We start from the raw sequence: 18,936 nt of genomic DNA, 5'->3' as shown, positions 1-18,936 counted from the left end.
CCATAGCACGAACCCGGTCGGAGATCGCACGAAAAGCCGTTACCGCACCTTCAGCGTGGCCAGCCCGATCATCGCCAGGATCAGGCTGATGATCCAGAAGCGGATGACGATCTGCGGCTCGGCCCAGCCCTTCTTCTCGAAGTGGTGGTGGATCGGCGCCATGAGGAAGATGCGCTTCTTCGTGCGCTTGTAATAGAGCACCTGGATGATGACCGACAGCGCCTCGACCACGAAGAGGCCGCCGACGATGGCCAGCACGATCTCGTGCTTGGTGCAGACCGCGATCGCGCCCAGGGCCCCGCCCAGGGCCAGCGATCCGGTGTCGCCCATGAACACCGCGGCCGGCGGGGCGTTGTACCACAGGAACCCCAGCCCCCCGCCGCAAAGGGCGGCGGTAAAGACCAGCAGTTCCGAGGTGCCGGGCACATAATGCACGTCGAGATACTGGGTGAAGTCCACGCGCCCCACGGCATAGGCGATGATGCCCAGCGTCGCGGCGGCGATCATCACCGGCATGATGGCCAGCCCGTCCAGACCATCGGTCAGGTTCACCGCATTGGCGGCACCCACGATGACGATCATCCCGAAGGGCACGAAGAAGATCCCGAGGTTCACGAGCGCGTTCTTGAAGAAGGGGAAGGCCAGTTCGTTGGTCAGCTCCGCCGGGTGGAACATCGCCGCCGCATAGGCCGCCAGTGCCGCGATCAGAAGGCCCAGGCCCATCCGCACCTTGCCGGAGACGCCCTTGGTATTCTGCTTCGTCACCTTGGCATAGTCGTCGGCAAAGCCGATCAGGCCGAAGCCCATCGTCACCAGGATCACGATCCAGACGAACGGATTGTCAAGCCGCGCCCAGAGCAGCGTGGAAAACATCAGCGCCGACAGGATCAGGAGGCCCCCCATCGTCGGCGTGCCCGCCTTGGAGAAGTGGCTCTGCGGCCCGTCGTCGCGGATCGGCTGGCCCTTGCCCTGCTTGCGGCGCAGAAGGTCGATCAGCGGCCGTCCGAACAGGAACCCGAACAGCAGCGCGGTCACGAAAGCCCCGCCCGCGCGGACGGTGATGTAGCGGAAGAGGTTCAGCACCCCACCGCCGTCGGAAAACTCGGCAAGCCAGTAGAACATTTACTCGGTCCCTTCCTTCGGGCTGGCGGCCTGCCCCATTTTTCGCAGGGCGTCAACGACCAGACTGACTTTCGACCCCTTCGAGCCCTTGACCAGAAGGATGTCGCCCGCGTCGATCAGGCTGCGGGCGCGCGGGGCGAGTTCCGCCGCCGTCTCCACCCATTCCCCGCGCTGCGCGCGCGGCAGGGCGGCATGCAGCGCCCGCATCCGCGGCCCGACGCAATGGATCACGCTGACCGCCGACAGGCCCGGATGCCGGGCGATGGCCGCGTGCAGTTCGCCCTCCGTCGGGCCCAGTTCCAGCATGTCGCCCAGGATCGCGATGCGCCGTCCGCCGCCGACCCGGCCGATCCCGTCGGTGGGTTTCGCCGCGATCAGCACGTCCAGCGCGGCGGCCATCGACGCCGGGTTGGCGTTGAAGGCATCGTCGATCAGGTCGAAGAAGGTTTCTTCCACGATGTCGAGCACGATCCGTTCCCGCTGGCCCCGGCCCGAGGGCGGCGCCCAGCGGCCAAGGTCATGCGCCGCGATCATCAGGTCCGCCCCCAGCGCCTCGGCCGCTGCCAGCGCCGCCAGCCCGTTCAGCGCGAAATGCCGACCGGGAGAGGCAATCTTGAACAGCAGCGGCTGCCCGGCCCCTTCGCCGCGCCGGACGCTTGCCCGGCAGACCGTCGCCTCGTCGCACAGCCGCGCCTCGGTCAGCCGCCAGTCCGCGCCCTCGCCTTCGCCGAAGCCGACCGCGCGTGCGCCCACCACCCGCGCCTTGTCGCGCAGGATCGGCGCGGTGGCGATGTCGGCGTTGTAAAGCGCCACTCCGCCCGGCCTGAGGCCGTCGAAGATCGAGGCCTTCTCATGCGCGATGCCCTCGATGCTGTCGAAGGCCTCCAGATGCGCGGGGGCCACCGTGGTGACCATCGCCACGTCGAGATCGGCCAGAAGGGCCAAGGGCGCGATCTCTCCGGGGTGGTTCATCCCGATCTCGATCACCGCATATTCCGTGTCGGCGGGCATCCGCGCCAGCGTCAGGGGCACGCCCCAGTGGTTGTTGTAACTCGCCTCGGCGGCATGGGTCCTGCCCTGCCCCGACAGGATTGCCCGCAGCATCTCCTTGGTCGAGGTCTTGCCGACCGAGCCGGTGACCCCCACCACCTTCGCCTGCGTCCGCGCCCGCGCCGCTGCGCCAAGCGCCGCCAAAGCTGCCAGAACGTCGGGCACGATCAGGAGCGGCGCGCCCTCGTCCACGCCCTCGGGGAGGCGGCTGACCATGGCCGCCGCCGCCCCCTTCTCCAGCGCCTGGGCCACGAAGTCATGCCCGTCGCGCACGTCCTTCAGGGCGACGAACAGATCGCCCGGCTGCAGGGTCCGCGTGTCGATCGACACGCCCGAGGCCTGCCAGTCCCGCGTCACACGCCCGCCCGTGGCCCGCGCGGCCGCCTCCGAGGTCCAGAGCGTCATGCGTCCTCTCCTGACATCTGCCCGGCCGGGCGCTTCCCTCCCCCCTCGTGGGGGAGGGAGAGGGTGGGGGGGCTCGCCAAGGCGCACGAACGCCGCGTCCCGCCCCCCCACCCCCATCCCCTCCCCACCAGGGGGAGGGGAGGCGCCATGATCCGTCGGGGTTTCATATCACACCATCCAGCGCGGCCACCGCCACGCTGGCCTGTTCCACGTCGTCGAAGGGATAGACATCCGTCCCCACGATCTGCCCGCTTTCATGCCCCTTGCCGGCGATCAGCAGCGCATCGCCCGGTTGCAGCGCATCGACCGCGCGCAGGATCGCCTCGGCGCGGTCGCCGACCTCGTGCGCCTCGGGGCAGGCCGCCAGGATCGCGGCGCGGATCGCGGCGGGGTCCTCGGTGCGGGGGTTGTCGTCGGTGACGTAAAGCACATCGGCGAACTTCCGCGCCGCCGCGCCCATCAGCGGGCGCTTCCCCCGGTCGCGGTCGCCACCGGCGCCGAAGACGATGACGATGCGCCCCATCACATGCGGGCGCAGCGCGCGCAGCGCCGTCTCGATCGCGTCCGGCGTATGGGCATAGTCCACATAGACCGCCGCCCCGTTCTTCCGTGTCGCGGCCAGCTGCATCCGCCCCCGCACGCCGGTCAGCCGGGGCAGGACGCCCAGCACCGCCTCGGGTGCCTCTCCCGCCGCGATGGCAAGGCCCGCCGCCACCGCCACGTTTTCGGCCTGAAACGCCCCGATCAGCCCCAGCCGCGTCTGGAACGCGCGGCCCTGCCAGAGATAGCGCACCTCCTGCCCCGTGGCATCGGGGCGCGTGGCGGCGATCTGGAGATCCGCCCCCCGCCCCTTGCCCACCGTCAGCACCCTGAGGCCCCGGCCCAACGCCAGCTCGGCCATCTCGGACCCCATCGCGCCATCCAGGTTGATGACCGCCACCCCGTCCTCGGGCAGCAGCCGGGTGAAAAGCTGCGCCTTGGCGGCGAAATAGGCCTCCATCGTGCCGTGATAGTCGAGGTGATCCTGCGTCAGGTTGGTGAAGCCCGCCGCCTTCAGCCGCACCCCGTCCAGCCGCCGCTGGTCGATGCCGTGGCTCGAGGCCTCCATCGCCGCATGGGTCACGCCGCCCTGCGCTGCTGCGGCCAGCAGTTTCTGCAAGGTCACCGGATCGGGCGTCGTATGCCCGGACGGCGCCGTCCAGGCGCCCTCGATCCCGGTGGTGCCGATGTTGATCGCCTCACGGCCCAGGGCCGCCCAGATCTGCCGGGTGAAGGTGGCCACGCTCGTCTTGCCGTTCGTCCCCGTCACCGCGACCACCGTCTCGGGCTGGGCACCGAACCAGAGTGCAGCGGCACAGGCCAGCGCGGCGCGCGGATCCTCGGCCACGACCAGCGCCACGTCGCTGTCGGCCAGCACCTCGGCCGCCATCCGCGCGCCTTCCGCATCGGTCAGGATCGCCGCCGCACCCTGCTCCAGCACTGCCGGGATGAAGCGCGCGCCATGGGTGGCCGTCCCCGGCAGAGCCGCGAACAGCATCCCCGGCCGCACCTGCCGGCTGTCCGCCGTCAGTCCCGACAGCGCGGCGTCGCGCCCGGCCCGGGCGGTCAACCCGAGGTCGGATAGCCGTGTCGCGCGCGCTGTCATGGTCTGCTCCCGTCAGTTGCTGGCGGCAGTTACCGCATCCAGCGCGACAGGTTCAAGCTTGGGCCTCAGCCCCATCAACGGGGCGACGCGGCGGATGATCTCGGCCGCGACCGGCACCGCCGTCCAGCCCGCCGTCCGCCGGGTCTCGGCCAGCGAGGTGTCCTGGGGTTCGTCCAGGGTGACGATCAGCACATATTGCGGGTTCGAGGCCGGGAACATCGAGGCGAAGGTGTTCACCACCTTGTCCTTGTAATAGCCGCCCGATTTCTTCGGCTTGTCCGCCGTCCCGGTCTTGCCCGCGACCTCGTAGCCCGGCACCTCGCCAAGGCTGGCCGTGCCCTCCGTCACCACCCGGCGCAGCATGGCCACCGCGTTGCGCGCGGTCTCCTCGCTCATAACCCGGATGCCGGTCGTCGGCCCCTCGCGCTTCAGAAGCGTCGGCTTGATCGCCACCCCGCCATTGGCGATCGCGGCATAGGCAGTGGCCAGATGCATCGGGCTGGCCGACATGCCGTGCCCATAGGAGGTGGTGATGGTCACGATCTCGGGCCATTTCTTCGGGATAAGCGGCCTGGCGCCCGGGGCCTCGACCAGTTCCACCGGCGTCGGCTCGAAGAAGCCCAGAGCCTTGAGAAAGGCCTGTTGCCGCAGCGGTCCGATCATCAGCGCGATATGCGCGGTGCCCACGTTCGAGGACTTGGCGATCACGTCCGACACCGACAGCAAGGGCCCGTAGTTCTTGTTCTCGAACTCCTTGATCTTGTGCTTGCCCCAGACCATCGGGGCATTGGCATCGACCATGGTGTCGGGGGTCACAAGGCCCAGCTCCATCGCCTGCGCTGCGGCGAAGATCTTGAAGGTCGAGCCGAGTTCATAGACCCCCTGCACCGCCCGGTTGAACAGCGGGCTGTCGCCGGGTTCGGCGTCCTTGTCCACCAGCGGATTGGGCCGGTTGTTCGGATCGAAGGTCGGCAAGCTGGCCAGGGCCAGGATCTCGCCGGTGCGCGCATCCATCAGGATCGCCGCGGCGCCCTTGGCGTTCAGCATGCCCATGCCGGCGGCCAGCACCTCCTCGATCGTGGCCTGCAGCGTCAGGTCGATCGAGAGCGTCAGGGGCTTGTTGCCCTGCGCCGGGTCGCGCAGACGCGCGTCGAGCGCCTTCTCGATGCCCGCGACCCCCACGATCTCGGCGGAGTGGACGCCCTCGGCTCCGAAGGAGGTGCCGCCCAGCACATGCGCGGCCAGGGTCCCGTTCGGATACAGCCGCTTTTCCCGCGGCCCGAACAAGAGACCCGGATCGCCGATCTCGTGCACCCGCTGCATCTGCTCGGGGCTCAGCACCTTGCGGATCCAGACAAAGCTGCGCCCGTCGGTGAACCGCCGTTCCAGCGCCTTGGCGTCGAGATCGGGGAAGATCTCGGCCAGCTTCCGCGCCGATCCCTTCGGATCGACCATCACCTTCGGATGGGCATAGAGCGCATGCGTCGTCATATTCGTCGCCAGAACCCGGCCGTTGCGGTCGGTGATGTCGGCGCGCTGCGCGATGATCTCGGCCCCCGGCGCGCGCGAGCGCGGCTCGACCGGCTCGGTCGCCGCCATCAGCCCCATCCGCGCCCCGATCGCCCCGAAGGCCATGACGAAACTGGCGCACAGCACCACAAGCCGGAACTGCGCCCGGCCCCGCGCCTTCTCGCGCAGCGCCTCGTGGCGGATGCGCAGGTTCTCCTTCTCGATCGCGTCGGGGTTCAATCCCTCCTGCCGGGCATGAAGGATGCGGGCCAGCGGGCGAAGCGGAGTGCGCATTGGTCTAAAGCCCCTCGTCCGGCAGGGCCAGCGTGCCCTGGATGTCGGTGGAAAAGCTGATCTCGGGCAGCCTGGCGCGCGGATAGGCGACCTGGGCGGCGGAACCGAACTGGCTGGGCTCCATCGGCAACAGACCCAGCCGGTCGAAATTGGCCGTGGCCAGGTTGCGCAGCCGGTCGGGGCGGTTGAGGTAGGCCCATTCCGCCCGCTGCACCGACAGCGCCTCGCGCAGGGCCGCGATGTCGCGTTGCAGCCCCTGCACCTCCTTCAGCGCTGCCTGGGTCGCGTAGTTTTCGCGATAGGCCCAGAAGCCCAGCGCGATCAGCGCAAGAAACGACAGGACATAGAGCACGGGGCGCATCTAGCGGCGTCCTTTCTTCTGAAACTCGGGCAGGCCCAGATCGGCCGGGGCGATCGCGCGCGCCGGGGCATGGGTTCGCCGTCCGACCCGAAGCTTGGCCGACCGCGCGCGGGGGTTCCGGGCGATCTCGGCCGCGTCGGGCGCCACGGCCTTGCGCGTCACCATCTCGAAGCGCGCAGCCGTATCGGCGCGCGCCGGCGCATAGCGGTTGGCGTTCGCCTCGTGGCCCGAAGCCAGCTGGAAGAAGCGTTTGACGATCCGGTCCTCAAGGCTGTGGAACGTCACCACGGCCAGCAGCCCGCCGGGTTTCAGCGCGCGTTCGGCGGCGGCAAGTCCTTCGGCCAGTTCGGAAAATTCTGCATTCACCGCGATGCGGATCGCCTGGAAGCTGCGGGTCGCGGGATGGCTTTGCCCGGGCCTCGGGCGCGGCAGGCAGCGGCTGACGATCTCGGCAAGCTCCGCCGTCGTCGTTATCGGCTGCACGCCCCGCGCCAGCACGATGGCATGGGCGATCCGGCGCGCGGCGCGTTCCTCGCCATAGTGATAGAGGATGTCGGCCAGAAGGCCCTCGTCCGCCGTGTTCACCAGGTCCGCCGCGCTCGGCCCGTCCTGGCTCATCCGCATGTCGAGCGGACCGTCCTTCATGAAGGAAAACCCCCGCTCGGCCTGGTCGAGCTGCATCGAGCTGACCCCGAGGTCCAGGACCACCCCGTCCAGAGGCTCTCCGGCGAGCTCGTCCAGCTCCGAGAACACGCCGGCCACCAGCCGGACCCTGTCGCCATAGGGTGCGGCCCAGTCCGCCGCCATCCGCAGCGCAAGGGGATCGCGGTCCACCCCGATCACCCGCTCCGCCCCCGCGGCCAGAAGCGCGCGCGTGTAACCTCCCGCTCCCAGCGTCCCGTCCAGCCAGACGCCCGCAACCGGAGCGCATTCGCGCAGGATCGCGTCGATCAGGACCGGAACATGGGGATCGGCGGGGCGGTCAGAGGCGGAAGGGCGCGGCAGCGGACCCGGCATGGCCTAGTCCTTCCGCTTGTGCCGCCCGACCAGCGTCAGCGGGTCGATATCGTCGTCGTCGTCATCGTCGATCGCGCCGAACTCGGCGTCATAGACATCGCGGCGGTAGATGCGGAACCGGTTCGACCGCCCGGCAAAGACAACCTCGGACTTCTCGGGCACCTCGCCTGCCAGCCCGATCTTCTCGCGCACGCGCGGGGGCAGGACGATGCGGCCGTCCGGCTCCACCTCGACCATGACCGACCGGGTGATCAGGTTCAGCTCGGCCTTGATCCGCTCGGGAGAGCCGTCCTCCATGGACTCGATGTCCTCGGCCAGCTTCTCGGCACCGAGCTTGCTGTAGCACTCGACGAAATTCCGCTTCTTGCCGCCATAGACCATGTAAAGCCGCGGGCGCTGCGAATTCGAGGCGAGCGGGTCGTCGGCTTGCAGGATGGCCCGGAAGGCGGCCGGGATCGACACCCGGGCCTTGGCATCTACCTTCTGGTAGATCTCGCCTATGAACCTCTCTGCCATCGCGTTGCGCGACCTTCACCAAAAGCTTCAAGCCCTTGCGATGAAATGAAAAAGGCGGATCGGGTTGCTGCCACTACCCGATCCGCCGCTGTCCCATCGCTGGGCGTCCAGCTACGCTTGCCACCTGGGGGAGATGCTGCTCGCTTGCGCGCCGGATCTCTGTGCGACGATGAAAGGGGCTGCCTGTATGAAGCTGCCTTACGCCTTGGTTCGGGGTCTTGAGCCGCCCCTGCCTTTCACTGCCCATCTCATCGTCGTGAACCCAAGGTGCATGGGATACGATGGGAAATCAAGGGAAAAATTGGGAAGACTGGGACATATTTTGTTTCCGCAACCCTGGGAAAGCAGCATCTTGTGTCGGCGAAGAAGCGGCTCTGCCTATTTCTAGGCGACGCATCTGCGAAGGCCCTCTACATCTTGTGTTCGTGTCACGCGGGATAACAGTCCCGTGACCGCCCGGGATTTCCCAGACCCGGCCCGCCGGCGCAGCTTTTCCGGGTCTGTCCCGCAGGTTCCCCGAGGCAGAATCGCCTGGCAACAGCCGTGACAGGCCGTTTCCCATGATTTCCCAAAACTGTGATTCGAAAGACTCAGTGCCCCTCGCCGGGGCGACAGCCGGTCGGCGCGGGCCGTCTCAGGCTGCGGGACGGTCGAAGATGAGCCGCAGATAGCGTTCCAGGTGGTCGAAGGCCTCGCGCGCGGGTGCCGCATCGTTCGCGGCCTTGGCCAGGATGATCCCGCCCTGCACCACCACCTGGAACTGCCGCGCCAGGCTTTCCGCCGTCACCCCCGGCACCGGACGGGCCGCCAGCGCCTCGGCCAGATGCGCCCGGACATGGTCCACGCCGGACCGGATGCTGCGTTCGGCCGCCGCACGGATGGCGGGCGAGGTCTCGTAGGCCTCCTGCACCGTCGTTCCCGCGACGCAGGTGAACTCGGGCAGGGGCCGCTCCAGGATCTCGCGGCGCAGCGCGAGGTAGGCGAAGACGCGGTCCAGGGGATCGGGGAGGCTGTTGTAGGGATGCGCCGCGAACATGGCGCCCGTGGTTTCGGTCCAGTCCTCGACCAGCGCGACGCCCAGCGCCTCCTTCGAGGCGAAATGGTGGAAGAAGGCACCCTTGGTCACCCCGGCGGCGGCGCAGAGATCATCGACCGAGGTTGCGGCAAAGCCCTTGTGGCGCACGAGGTTCCGCGCGGCCTCCAGCAGCCGCGCGCGCGCCTCGCCGCGCGGAACGCGGGCGGGTGCGGTCATGCGGTGGAGTCCTGGCTCATGCCTCCTTGTCCCAGAGCGCGGGATCGGGTGTCAACACCGCCCATTTCAAGCCGAAGGGGTCGGCCAGAAGGCCCCACCTATCGCCCCAGAACTGCGGCTCGAAGGGCGCAAGCACGGCGCAGCCCGCTGCGATCGCCCGGTCCCACCAGGCCTGCCCGTCCGGCACCACCAGTTGCAGATGCCCGCGCGGGATCGGATCGGCGCCGCCGATCGCGCCGGACATCATGTCGTTGTCGGTCAGCATCAGCGCGCCACCGTTGATTTCGACCTGGATGTGCATGAACTGGCCGGGCCTTCCCTCGAAGGGCATCCGGCCGATGTCCTTCGCGCCGAAGGCCTTCATGTAGAAATCGGCGGCTGCGCCTGCCTGTCCCGGCAGGGCCAGATAGGGGATCACCCCTTGCATGACCCGGTCCTCGGGACGGTAGCGCTGGTCGGCGGGGCTGTCGTTCATGGGGCTCTCCTCTCGGAAACTGCCGGCGTGAAGGGCACCCGCCCGCTGCCGGCAAAGATGACCGCGGCCGCGGGATCCCGATCTCGGCGCCCGCAGAGCCCGGACGCCGCAGCCTGCCGGATCCGCTCGCAGGCGCGTGGCGTCCGCATCGCGTCAGGCCACCGCCGCAACGGCAGCCTCGATCGGCGCCAGGTCGATCCGCTTCTGCTTGAACATCTCGGCCATCGCCGCACCTGCCACCCTGGCATCACTGTGAAGCGTCAGTTCGGTCAGCCGCTTCGGGAACACCTGCCAGGACAGGCCGAAGCGGTCCTTCAGCCAGCCGCACATGCTTTCCTGCCCCCCGTCCGCCGTCAGCGCGTCCCACAGCCGGTCGCTCTCCGCCTGATCCTCGGTCTCGACCGAAATCGACACCGCCTCGGTCAGCTGGAAATGCGGTCCGGCGTCCAGGATCTGGTAGGGAACCCCGCCAAGCGTGAAGTCGGTGATCGAGGACATGCCCCCCTGCCCGTTGTCGAAGGCAAGGCTGCGTTCGACCCGGCTGCCGGGGATCAGCGAGCAGTAGAACGCCGCCGCCTCCGGGCCGCGACCGTCGCAGAACCACAGGCAGGTGCGGACGGAATGGGCCATTGTCTCTTTCCCCCTGGTCCCAGCCGTCTGGCGACTCGCTGCACACGACGACAATACCAACTAGTCGGTATGCTATCAACCCGGCACATCCCGAAGGCAAGACCACGGCGGAAGGCGCGGGGTCCGGTCGCGCCCTCGGATGGAAAAGCCTCAGCCCATCCCGCCCGCGATCAGCCGGTCGGCCAGCGCCAGGTAGGGTGCGGCAAGCGGGCTGTCGGTCGCGGCGATGGGCGTGCCGCTGTCGCCGGCCACCCGCACGTCAAGCGCCAGCGGCAACTCGCCCAGGAAGGGCAGGTCCAGCTTCCGCGCCTCGGCCGCCACGCCGCCATGTCCGAAGATGTGGCTCTCATGCCCGCAGTTCGGGCAGACGAAGGTGGACATGTTCTCCACCAGCCCCAGGACCGGGGTCTTCAGCTTGGCGAACATGTCCAGCGCCTTGCGCGCATCCAGAAGCGCCACGTCCTGCGGTGTGCTGACGACAATCGCCCCGGTCAGCTGCGTCCGCTGGCACAGCGTCAGCTGCACGTCCCCCGTTCCCGGCGGCAGGTCGATGATCAGCACATCCAGCTTGCCCCAGGCCACCTGCCCCAGAAGCTGCTGCAAGGCCCCCATCAGCATCGGCCCGCGCCAGACGACCGCCTCGTCCTCCTTCAGCATCAGTCCGATCGACATCATCGTCACCCCATGCGCGACCAGGGGCTCGATGATCTTGCCGTCGGGGCTCGACGGCCGGCGGTTCACGCCCATCATCTTCGGCTGGGAGGGCCCGTAGATGTCGGCGTCCAGCAGCCCGACCCGCCGCCCCCGCCGCGCCAGCGCCACCGCCAGGTTCGAGGCTACGGTAGATTTGCCCACACCGCCCTTGCCGCTTGCCACCGCGATGATCCGGTCGATCCCCGAGATCCGCTGCGGCCCGCCCTGCTGCGGCGTCGGGTGCTGGCCGATCTTCAGGCTGGGCGGCGCCGCCTTCGCCGCCGGCCCGTGCGCCGTCATCACCACCTGCACCGAGGTCACACCGGGCAGGGCCTTGACCTTTGCCTCCGCCTCGGCCTGCGCCGCACCCAGGCTGCGGGCCTCCTCCGGCGTTGCCGCCTCGATCACGAACCGCACGATGCCGCCCTCGACCGTCAACGCACGAATCAGATCCCGCCCCACCAGATCGCCGCCGCCGGGATGCGCGACCCCGCGCAAGACACCCAGCACCTGGTCCCGATCCACCGCCATCGTTTCAACTCCGCTGAAGATTTGCACTAAGGTCGTAGCCTTTCAGCCGAAGGGCAAGCACTGTTGACCAAATGCTCAAATTTTCGGCGAAGACCTTGGTAAATCATGACATTTTCGTGACCTCAGCCATGCGCTTGCTGCATGGCAGCATTGCCGAAGGGCGCTATTGTGCATCTGCAGCATGGGGTCCATGTTACCGGCAACAGCGCGACAGAACGTTGCTGACGAACCTGAAGATGAGGCTTGAGTGACATGGCTTATGTGAACAGCACCCCCCTCGCCCGCAAGGGCCTGGCCGACCGCCTGGCTGTCCTGCGCGACATCGTCCTGACCGCGATCGCCCAGCGCCGCACCTATGCGCGCACCGTGGCCGAGTTGAACGCCCTGACGGACCGCGAGCTGTCGGACCTCGGCATCAGCCGCATCTCGATCCCCGAGATCGCCCGCGAGGCCGCCTACGGCAAGTAAGAATTCGTGAGGTCCCCTCCTCCTCCCTGGGACCAGAGCGATATGCGGCGATGCCCTCCTCCTCCCTGGCATCGCCGCCCCCATCCGGCCGAAAGGCCCACGACGATCGGGTAGCCTATCCTCCTCCCGGGCTGCCTGGTACCTGCGGCGGTGCCCTCCTCCTCCCTGGCGCCGCCGCGCTGACTTCCGGGCCGCAAGGCCCGACCGGATTTCCGGGCCCACTCCTCCTCCCTTGGGCTTCGGGATCCTGCGGCGGTGCCCCTCCTCCTCCCTGGGCATCGCCGCGCTGAATTCCGGGCCGCAGGGCCCGACCGGATTTCCGGGCCCATTCCTCCTCCCTTGGGCTTCGGGATCCTGCGGCGGTGCCCCTCCTCCTCCCTGGGCATCGCCGCGCTGAATTCCGGGCCGCAGGGTCCGAACCGGATCGGACATCCCATCCTCCTCCCGGGATCTCCGAGCTTGCGGCGGCTCCCTCTCCTCCTCCCTGGGAGCCGCCGCCTTTCTTCCCTTGCAGCCCCCGACAGGGCGCGGAATAGTCCGCCGGCCGGCTGATCCGGCAAGCAGGGGAACTGGATGCGCCTCTCCATGATCTCGGCGGCAACCGTCGCCGCCCTCGTCGGTTATGCCTCCTCGGTGGCGATCCTGCTCTCTGCGGCCTTGGCGCTCGGGGCCACCCCGACCCAGACGGCAAGCTGGCTCCTGGCGATCTGTGTCGGCAAGGCCATCGGCTCGGCCTTCCTGTCCTGGCGGGCCCGGATGCCGGTCGTGCTGGCCTGGTCCACGCCCGGCGCGGCGCTGATAGCCGCGACCTCGGGCATTTCCTTTGCGGAAGGGGTCGGCGCCTTCGTCGTCGCGGGCCTCCTGATCGCTGCGACCGGGCTGATCCGCCCGCTTGGCGCGCTGGTCGCCCGGATCCCCGACGGCATCGCCGCCGCCATGCTGGCCGGCGTGCTCCTGCCCTTCTGCCTGAAGGGCGCCACCGCCGCCCAAGGCCTTCCCGCCCTCGTCCTGCCGATGGTGGGCGTCTTCCTGATCGTCCGCCTCTGGAACCCGGCCTTCGCCGTGCTTGCCGCCTTCGCGACCGGCATCCTGCTGGCGCTGGCGACTGGGGCGGACCTGACCGCCCTCCACTTCGCCGCCCCGATGCTGGAGCCCGTCTTCCCGGCCTTCCGCCTCTCGGTCGTCCTCGGCCTCGGCCTGCCCCTCTATCTCGTGACCATGGCCTCGCAGAACCTGCCCGGCTTCGCCACCCTCCGCGCGGCGGGGTATGAGCCGCCCGTGCAGGCCGCGCTGACGACAACCGGCCTGATCTCCACCGTCACCGCCTTCTTCGGCGCGCATACGGTGTCGATGGCGGCGATCACCGCCGCGATCTGCCTCGGCCCCGATGTGCATCCCGACCGCGACCGCCGCTGGACAGTGGGCCTGTTCTACGCCGGGGCCTGGCTCGTCCTGGGCCTGCTCAGCCCCACGGTGCTCGATCTGCTGGCCGCGCTCCCGGCAGAGGTCGTCGCGGCCCTCGTCGCCCTCGCGCTCCTCTCGCCCCTGACCGGCGCCCTGACCGGGGCCTTCGCGCAGGCCGATCAGCGGCTGCCCGCCGCGCTGACCGTGGTGGTGACCGCCTCGGGCATGGCCGCCTTCGGCATCGGCGCCGCCTTTTGGGGGCTGGTCGTCGGACTGGCGGTCTGGGGGCTGGACCGGCTCAAGCCGCGGCGCGCTTGACCGGGGCCGGCCGCGCCGGCCCTTCAGCCGGCAGCGATGGCGATCACCTTGCACATGTTGTCGCGCACGACACGGTTCCCGGCAATCTGCCCCTGCTGGATCGTGAAGATGCCCTCGATGGTGGTCTTGCCCCTGGATTCGGTCACGATGAAGCGCAGCGTCTGCGGCCGCCCCGATCCGGTCGTCTCCTGCCAGGCCGAGACGACGCCGCCCTCGCGCTTGACGCCCTTGAAGCCTTCGTCCCGCAGGCGTGCGGCGATGCGCTTCGCCGCCGTAGTCCGGTCCAGACCCTTGTAGGTCGCGTGGGACTTGTACTGGATCTGGCTCAACAGCGGCAGACCCTCGACGGTGAAATTCTCCTTGCAGCCCGCAGTCGCGGCGCTCGCCACCAGAAAGGCTGCAAGGGTCGTGGAAAGGATCAGACGCATGATTGTCTCCGGTTACCTTCCGGGTTGGAAGCAGGCTTCTCGCCGGACCTCACGTCCGGTTTCCCGGACCCGAGGGCGCCACCGGGACAGGTCCTAACAGTTTCCTAATGGCCACGGCCAACCCCTTGAAATTCCAACCATCGCCGGCTTTGTCCACCGTGGACAGGATCGCCCGACCCCGCTATTCTCGCCGCCGACCAACCCCAGGGAGTCCCCCATGCAGACCATGCTCGGAGTGATCGGCGGATCGGGGGTCTACCAGATCGACGGCCTGGAAGGCGCCTCCTGGGTGAAGGTCAAGACCCCCTGGGGCAAGCCCTCGGACGAGGTGCTGGTGGGTCGTCTGAACGGCCTTCCCGTGGCCTTCCTGCCCCGCCACGGCCGGGGCCACGTCCATAGCCCGACCTCGGTCCCCTACCACGCCAACATCGACGCCCTGAAGCGGCTCGGCTGCACGGACATCCTCGCCGTCTCGGCCGTGGGCTCCCTCCGCGAAGAGTTTGAACCCGGCCATTTCGTGCTGGTGGACCAGTACATCGACCGCACCACCCAGCGCGCGCCGTCGTTCTTCGGCCCGGGCTGCGTCGCGCACGTCAGCCTCGCCGACCCGACCTGCCCCCGCTTGGGGGCGCTCGCCGCCCGGGCCGCCCGCGCCGAGGGCCTGACCGTGCACGAGGGCGCGACCTACCTCTCGATGGAAGGCCCGCAGTTCTCCACCCGCGCCGAAAGCCGGATGTATCGCACCTGGGGCGCGGATGTGATCGGGATGACCGGCGTCTCCGAGGCCCGCCTCGCCCGCGAGGCCGAGCTCTGCTATGCCTCCCTCGCGATGGTCACCGACTACGATTGCTGGCACGACAGCCACGGCGCGGTGGACGTGGCGCAGGTGATCGCGGTGGTCCAGGCCAACGCCGCCGCCGCCCGGGGCCTGGTGGCGCGCCTGCCCGCCCTGATGACACCCGACCGCCAGCCCTGTCCTCATGGCTGCGACCGCGCCCTCGCCCACGCGATCATGACCGCCCCCGACAAGCGCGACCCCGAGCTTCTGGCGAAGCTCGACGCCGTCGCGGGCCGCGTTCTCTGAAGGATCCCCGATGAAGAAGACCATCAAGGATTACATCCGCACCATCGTCGATTTCCCGCACGAAGGCATCCTCTTCCGCGACGTGACGACCCTCTTCGCCGATCCGCGCGGGTTCCGGATGTGCGTGGACCAGCTTCTCGCCCCCTATGCCGGCCAGCGGATCGACAAGGTCGCGGGGCTCGAGGCGCGGGGCTTCATCCTTGGCGGTGCGGTGGCGCACCAGCTGTCCACCGGCTTCGTCCCGATCCGCAAGAAGGGCAAGCTGCCGGGCCGGACCATCGCCCAGTCCTACAAGCTGGAATACGGCGAGGCGGTGGTCGAGGTGCATGACGATGCCATGCAGCCGGGCGAGAAGGTGCTTCTGGTGGACGACCTCCTGGCCACCGGCGGCACGGCGGAGGCCGGCATCCGCCTGATCGAGCGCCTCGGCGCCGAGGTCGTCGGCTGCGCCTTCGTCGTGGACCTGCCCGACCTCGGCGGCCGCCGAAAGCTGGAGGCGATGGGCATGGACGTCCATGCGCTGTGCGAGTTCGAAGGACTCTGAGCCCCGGCCCGCAGAAATCCGGTCCCTCGCGCGGGGGGATGAGCATCCGTTAACCGTCCCGAAAGGGAATCACCCTACAAACGGGTTTGTCAGGGCTACCCACCCTGACCGCGCTGCTACCCACAGCGTGACCCACACACCCCCCAAAGCACCCCGTCGCAGGTTTCCTGCGGCGGGGATGTTTGCCTTGGAAACCTGTTCACGCCCACCTCGGCATCGCCCATCCGGCGAGGAGGGACGCAGTCACCGACAAGCCCCCCATCAGCCCAGCACGGCACCGGGGTTCATGATCCCGGCCGGGTCCAGCGCCGCCTTGATCGCCCGCATCGCTGCAAGCTTCCCCGGATCGCCATAGCGCGCGAGGTCCGCCACCTTCAGCCGCCCGACACCGTGTTCGGCCGCCACTGACCCGCCAAGGGCATGCACCAGGTCATGCACCACCCGCTTCACCTGGTCGCGGACCCCGTCATGCTCGGTCCGCGTGTGGCCCCGCTCCGGGAACACGTTCCAGTGCAGGTTGCCGTCGCCCAGGTGCCCGAAGCAGTTGACCCGGAACGCCCCCAGCCCCGCAATCGCACGCGGCGCCTCGACGATGAACCCCGGGATCGCCGACAGCGGCAGCGAGATGTCATGGCTCGACACCGCCCCGACCTTGCGGTTCGCCAGCGGGATCGTCTCGCGCAGCGCCCAGAGCCCGGCGGCCTGCGCCTGCGAGGTCGCGATCACCCCGTCCGTCACCAGCCCCGCCTCGGCCCCGGACTCGTAGAGCCCGGCCATCGTCACCTCGGGCTCCAGCCCCGCCGGCAGTTCCAGTTCCACAAGCACCAGCCATTCCGGCACAGGATCGAAGGGCGGGCGCAGGTCAAAGCCGGTCTCCCGCAGGAAGTCGAAGCCCATCCGGTGGATCAGCTCGAAGGCCGAGACCATCCCGGCCGCCCGCTCTCCGCACAGGGCCAGCAGGTCCAGCGCCGCCGACGGCGAGGGCACCGCAAGCAGCGCCACCACCCGCGCCGCAGGCTGCGGAAACAGCTTCAGACTTGCCGCCGTGATGACCCCCAGCGTGCCCTCCGACCCGATCAGCAGGTGCCGCAGGTCATAGCCCGCATTGTCCTTGCGCAGCCGCGTCAGGCCGTTGAACACCGTGCCGTCCGGCAGGACAGCCTCCAGCCCCAGGCAGAGATCGCGCGCATTGCCATAGCGCAGCACCCCGGTTCCCCCGGCATTGGCCGCAAGGTTCCCGCCGATGCGGCAGCTTCCTTCCGAGGCCAGCGAAAGCGGAAACAGCCGCCTCACCTTGGCCGCCTCGGCCTGCACCTCGGCCAGCACCATCCCGGCCTCGACCACCATGGCGTTCTCTTCCGGCCAGACCCCGCGCAGCGCGGTCATCCGCTCCAGCGACAGCAGGAGAGGCGCCGGGCCGGTCGCCATGATCTGCCCGCCGACAAGCCCCGTCCCCCCGCTGACCGGAACCACGCCCACCCGGGCCGCCGCGCAGGCCCGCACCAGCGCCGCCACCTCGGCCACGCTCCGCGGCCGCGCCAGCACGCCGGCCTGCCCGGTCCAGCGCCCCCTGGGTTCCTCCAGGTGCCGCGGCTCGGGGGCGGACAGCGTCCCGTCCGGCACCAGCGCGGACAGGCGCGCGACAAAGTCGGGATCGCAGGGGTTCAGCATCGGCAAGGCTCCTTGCCCCCTAGGTAGCGCGGGGGGCACCGGGCCGCTAGTCGATATAGGCCGGTTCCAGCACCATCACCGTGGGCACCGAGGGCAAGTCACGCAACGACAGCGCAATCTGCGCGCCTCCGGTCTCGACCACGGTAAACTGGCCCGACATCTCGGCCAGGAAGCTGTCCAGCGAGGTGCGGCTGAACCAGTGCATCGGGATCACCACGCTGGAGCGCAGCCGCTTGACCACCCCCGCCATGTCCTCAAGCCGCATCGTGTAGCCCCCGTCCACCGGCACCATCACCACGTCCAGCCGGCCGATGGCGGCATACTGCTCGTCCGAGGGGATCTGGTGGAGGTGGCCGAGGTGTCCGATGCACAGGCCTGCGGCCTCGAATATGAAGATCGAATTGCCGTCCCGCCGCGCGCCCTCGCCGAAGGGGCCGCGCGTGTCGGTGGTCACGTTGCGCACCAGCATCGTGCCCAGGTCCAGCCGGTGGTCGGCAGCCCCCCCGGCCTCGCCCCAGCCCCGCAGCACGTTCGGGATGCGCGGGTCGGGGGCGGCGGTCCAGTGCGTCGAGTGGGCGTTGTTCATCGTCACCACGTCCGGCACCAGGTCGGCCGTCCCGAGATAACCCGTGTAGTCCGTCACCGCGACCGTCCCGTCCGCCGTGACGATGGCAAAGCTCGCATGGTCGATATAGCGGATCAGGACCGCATTCGGCTCCAGCCCGTCCTGGAGCGCCACCGGCACCACCGAAGCCTCGCCCTGCGCCACCGCGATGCAATGCGACGGGATGCGCTCTTGCCCGAAGGTCGGGCCGGCAAGCAGGATCAGGGCGGCAAGCAGTCGCATCGGGCACCTCCTGGTTTTGAACAACGGTAACCCGGATTGCCCCTAGGTCACGCGAAGCTCCGATCACGGATGCGCGATCATCGCGGCCAATGCGGCCAGCGTCCGCAGATTCCGCGCCGTCATCGGTTGCGGCAAGAGACGTGGCAGGCGTTCCGCCAGTTTCGAGGTGCCGTATCCCCCCGGGGTATGCAGCGTGAACCGGCGCGGGCCGACATGCCAGGCGTCCCCGGGCCTGGCCAGCGCGCGCAGGGCCGCCGCGTCGGGTGCAGGTGTCTCGCGCAGGAAGACGACATGGACCCGGGCCGGATCGGCACCGGCAAAGGGATGGTCGGTCAGCGCGGCCTCCAGTTCGGCGGGCGTCAGGACAAAGGCCTCGGGCGCAAAGCCGAACCGGGCGGCCACCGCATTGCGGATCGCGGCTTCCAGATCGGCCGCCGTTCGGTCGCTGCAAAAGACCGCGTTGCCGGACTGGATATGTGTCCGAACCGCCCCTAGCCCCATCTCCGCCAGCATGTCGCGGAACTCCGCCATCGGCAGCCGTCCGGCTCCCGAGACGTTCACGCCGCGCAAGAGCGCCACCCAAAGCCTCATGCTTTCACCTGTCTGCAACTATCCCCGACGGAACGCGCGCCACCGGCGCAGAGAGGCGAGGCGATAGCTTGCGCCGCAGGG

19 protein-coding genes are annotated in these 18,936 nt (G+C 69.1%); 4 read left to right on the top strand and 15 right to left on the bottom strand.

Annotated features, from left to right (window positions below; translation table 11 throughout):
• Positions 1–39 precede the first annotated feature (39 nt).
• The 11 genes from mraY to FL625_RS11665 form a co-directional block, all read right to left on the bottom strand.
• Positions 40–1,122, bottom strand: a complete 1,083-nt coding sequence (gene mraY / locus FL625_RS11715) for a phospho-N-acetylmuramoyl-pentapeptide-transferase (protein ID WP_149588862.1) — start codon at positions 1,120–1,122, stop codon at positions 40–42.
• Positions 1,123–2,577 (bottom strand): UDP-N-acetylmuramoyl-tripeptide--D-alanyl-D-alanine ligase, encoded by a 1,455-nt coding sequence (locus tag FL625_RS11710; protein ID WP_149588861.1) that lies wholly within the window; start codon positions 2,575–2,577, stop codon positions 1,123–1,125.
• 163 nt (positions 2,578–2,740) lie between these two features.
• Positions 2,741–4,222 (bottom strand): UDP-N-acetylmuramoyl-L-alanyl-D-glutamate--2,6-diaminopimelate ligase, encoded by a 1,482-nt coding sequence (locus tag FL625_RS11705; protein WP_149588860.1) that lies wholly within the window; start codon positions 4,220–4,222, stop codon positions 2,741–2,743.
• A 12-nt stretch (positions 4,223–4,234) separates the two neighbouring features.
• On the bottom strand, positions 4,235–6,025 hold the full coding sequence (locus FL625_RS11700; RefSeq protein ID WP_149588859.1) for a peptidoglycan D,D-transpeptidase FtsI family protein: 1,791 nt from the start codon (positions 6,023–6,025) through the stop codon (positions 4,235–4,237).
• Positions 6,026–6,029: 4 nt separating this feature from the next.
• The gene (gene ftsL / locus FL625_RS11695) at positions 6,030–6,386 is read right to left on the bottom strand and encodes a cell division protein FtsL (RefSeq protein ID WP_149588858.1); all 357 of its coding nucleotides are present in this window, start codon (positions 6,384–6,386) and stop codon (positions 6,030–6,032) included.
• Positions 6,387–7,403: a 16S rRNA (cytosine(1402)-N(4))-methyltransferase RsmH gene (gene rsmH, locus FL625_RS11690; RefSeq protein WP_149588857.1), complete on the bottom strand. Its 1,017-nt coding sequence runs from the start codon at positions 7,401–7,403 to the stop codon at positions 6,387–6,389.
• 3 nt (positions 7,404–7,406) lie between these two features.
• Positions 7,407–7,919 carry a division/cell wall cluster transcriptional repressor MraZ gene (locus tag FL625_RS11685; protein WP_149588856.1) on the bottom strand — a complete coding sequence of 171 codons (513 nt, stop codon included), beginning with the start codon at positions 7,917–7,919 and terminating at the stop codon, positions 7,407–7,409.
• Positions 7,920–8,553: 634 nt separating this feature from the next.
• Positions 8,554–9,171: a TetR/AcrR family transcriptional regulator gene (locus FL625_RS11680; RefSeq protein WP_149588855.1), complete on the bottom strand. Its 618-nt coding sequence runs from the start codon at positions 9,169–9,171 to the stop codon at positions 8,554–8,556.
• A gap of 16 nt (positions 9,172–9,187) precedes the next feature.
• The gene (locus FL625_RS11675) at positions 9,188–9,646 is read right to left on the bottom strand and encodes a VOC family protein (protein WP_149588854.1); all 459 of its coding nucleotides are present in this window, start codon (positions 9,644–9,646) and stop codon (positions 9,188–9,190) included.
• Between the two features lie 153 nt (positions 9,647–9,799).
• Positions 9,800–10,276 (bottom strand): VOC family protein, encoded by a 477-nt coding sequence (locus FL625_RS11670; protein ID WP_149588853.1) that lies wholly within the window; start codon positions 10,274–10,276, stop codon positions 9,800–9,802.
• A gap of 150 nt (positions 10,277–10,426) precedes the next feature.
• Positions 10,427–11,500: an Mrp/NBP35 family ATP-binding protein gene (locus tag FL625_RS11665; RefSeq protein ID WP_149588852.1), complete on the bottom strand. Its 1,074-nt coding sequence runs from the start codon at positions 11,498–11,500 to the stop codon at positions 10,427–10,429.
• 252 nt (positions 11,501–11,752) lie between these two features.
• Between FL625_RS11665 and FL625_RS11660 the strand changes: the two genes are divergently transcribed.
• The gene (locus FL625_RS11660) at positions 11,753–11,968 is read left to right on the top strand and encodes a DUF1127 domain-containing protein (RefSeq protein WP_149588851.1); all 216 of its coding nucleotides are present in this window, start codon (positions 11,753–11,755) and stop codon (positions 11,966–11,968) included.
• A 573-nt stretch (positions 11,969–12,541) separates the two neighbouring features.
• Positions 12,542–13,690, top strand: a complete 1,149-nt coding sequence (locus FL625_RS11655; RefSeq protein WP_149588850.1) for a benzoate/H(+) symporter BenE family transporter — start codon at positions 12,542–12,544, stop codon at positions 13,688–13,690.
• Between the two features lie 23 nt (positions 13,691–13,713).
• Here the strand turns inward: FL625_RS11655 and FL625_RS11650 are convergent, their stop codons facing one another.
• A complete protein-coding gene (locus FL625_RS11650; RefSeq protein ID WP_149588849.1) occupies positions 13,714–14,118 on the bottom strand; it encodes a hypothetical protein in 405 nt (134 codons plus the stop codon).
• A gap of 217 nt (positions 14,119–14,335) precedes the next feature.
• Between FL625_RS11650 and FL625_RS11645 the strand changes: the two genes are divergently transcribed.
• Together FL625_RS11645 and FL625_RS11640 are read left to right on the top strand one after the other, a co-directional pair.
• A complete protein-coding gene (locus FL625_RS11645; protein ID WP_149588848.1) occupies positions 14,336–15,202 on the top strand; it encodes an S-methyl-5'-thioadenosine phosphorylase in 867 nt (288 codons plus the stop codon).
• 10 nt (positions 15,203–15,212) lie between these two features.
• A complete protein-coding gene (locus tag FL625_RS11640) occupies positions 15,213–15,746 on the top strand; it encodes an adenine phosphoribosyltransferase (protein ID WP_149588847.1) in 534 nt (177 codons plus the stop codon).
• Between the two features lie 261 nt (positions 15,747–16,007).
• Here FL625_RS11640 and FL625_RS11635 read toward each other — a convergent pair whose 3' ends face one another.
• The 3 genes from FL625_RS11635 to FL625_RS11625 form a co-directional block, all read right to left on the bottom strand.
• The gene (locus FL625_RS11635) at positions 16,008–17,417 is read right to left on the bottom strand and encodes an FAD-binding oxidoreductase (RefSeq protein ID WP_149588846.1); all 1,410 of its coding nucleotides are present in this window, start codon (positions 17,415–17,417) and stop codon (positions 16,008–16,010) included.
• 46 nt (positions 17,418–17,463) lie between these two features.
• The gene (locus tag FL625_RS11630; RefSeq protein ID WP_149588845.1) at positions 17,464–18,264 is read right to left on the bottom strand and encodes an MBL fold metallo-hydrolase; all 801 of its coding nucleotides are present in this window, start codon (positions 18,262–18,264) and stop codon (positions 17,464–17,466) included.
• A gap of 63 nt (positions 18,265–18,327) precedes the next feature.
• Entirely contained in the window at positions 18,328–18,855 is a 528-nt protein-coding gene (locus FL625_RS11625; protein WP_149588844.1) for a DUF1697 domain-containing protein, read from the bottom strand.
• Positions 18,856–18,936: the final 81 nt, after the last annotated feature.

This window comes from Tabrizicola flagellatus (assembly GCF_008271465.1).
Taxonomy (GTDB): Bacteria; Pseudomonadota; Alphaproteobacteria; order Rhodobacterales; family Rhodobacteraceae; genus Tabrizicola; species Tabrizicola flagellata.
This window is presented reverse-complemented; position numbering and strand designations above follow the sequence as displayed.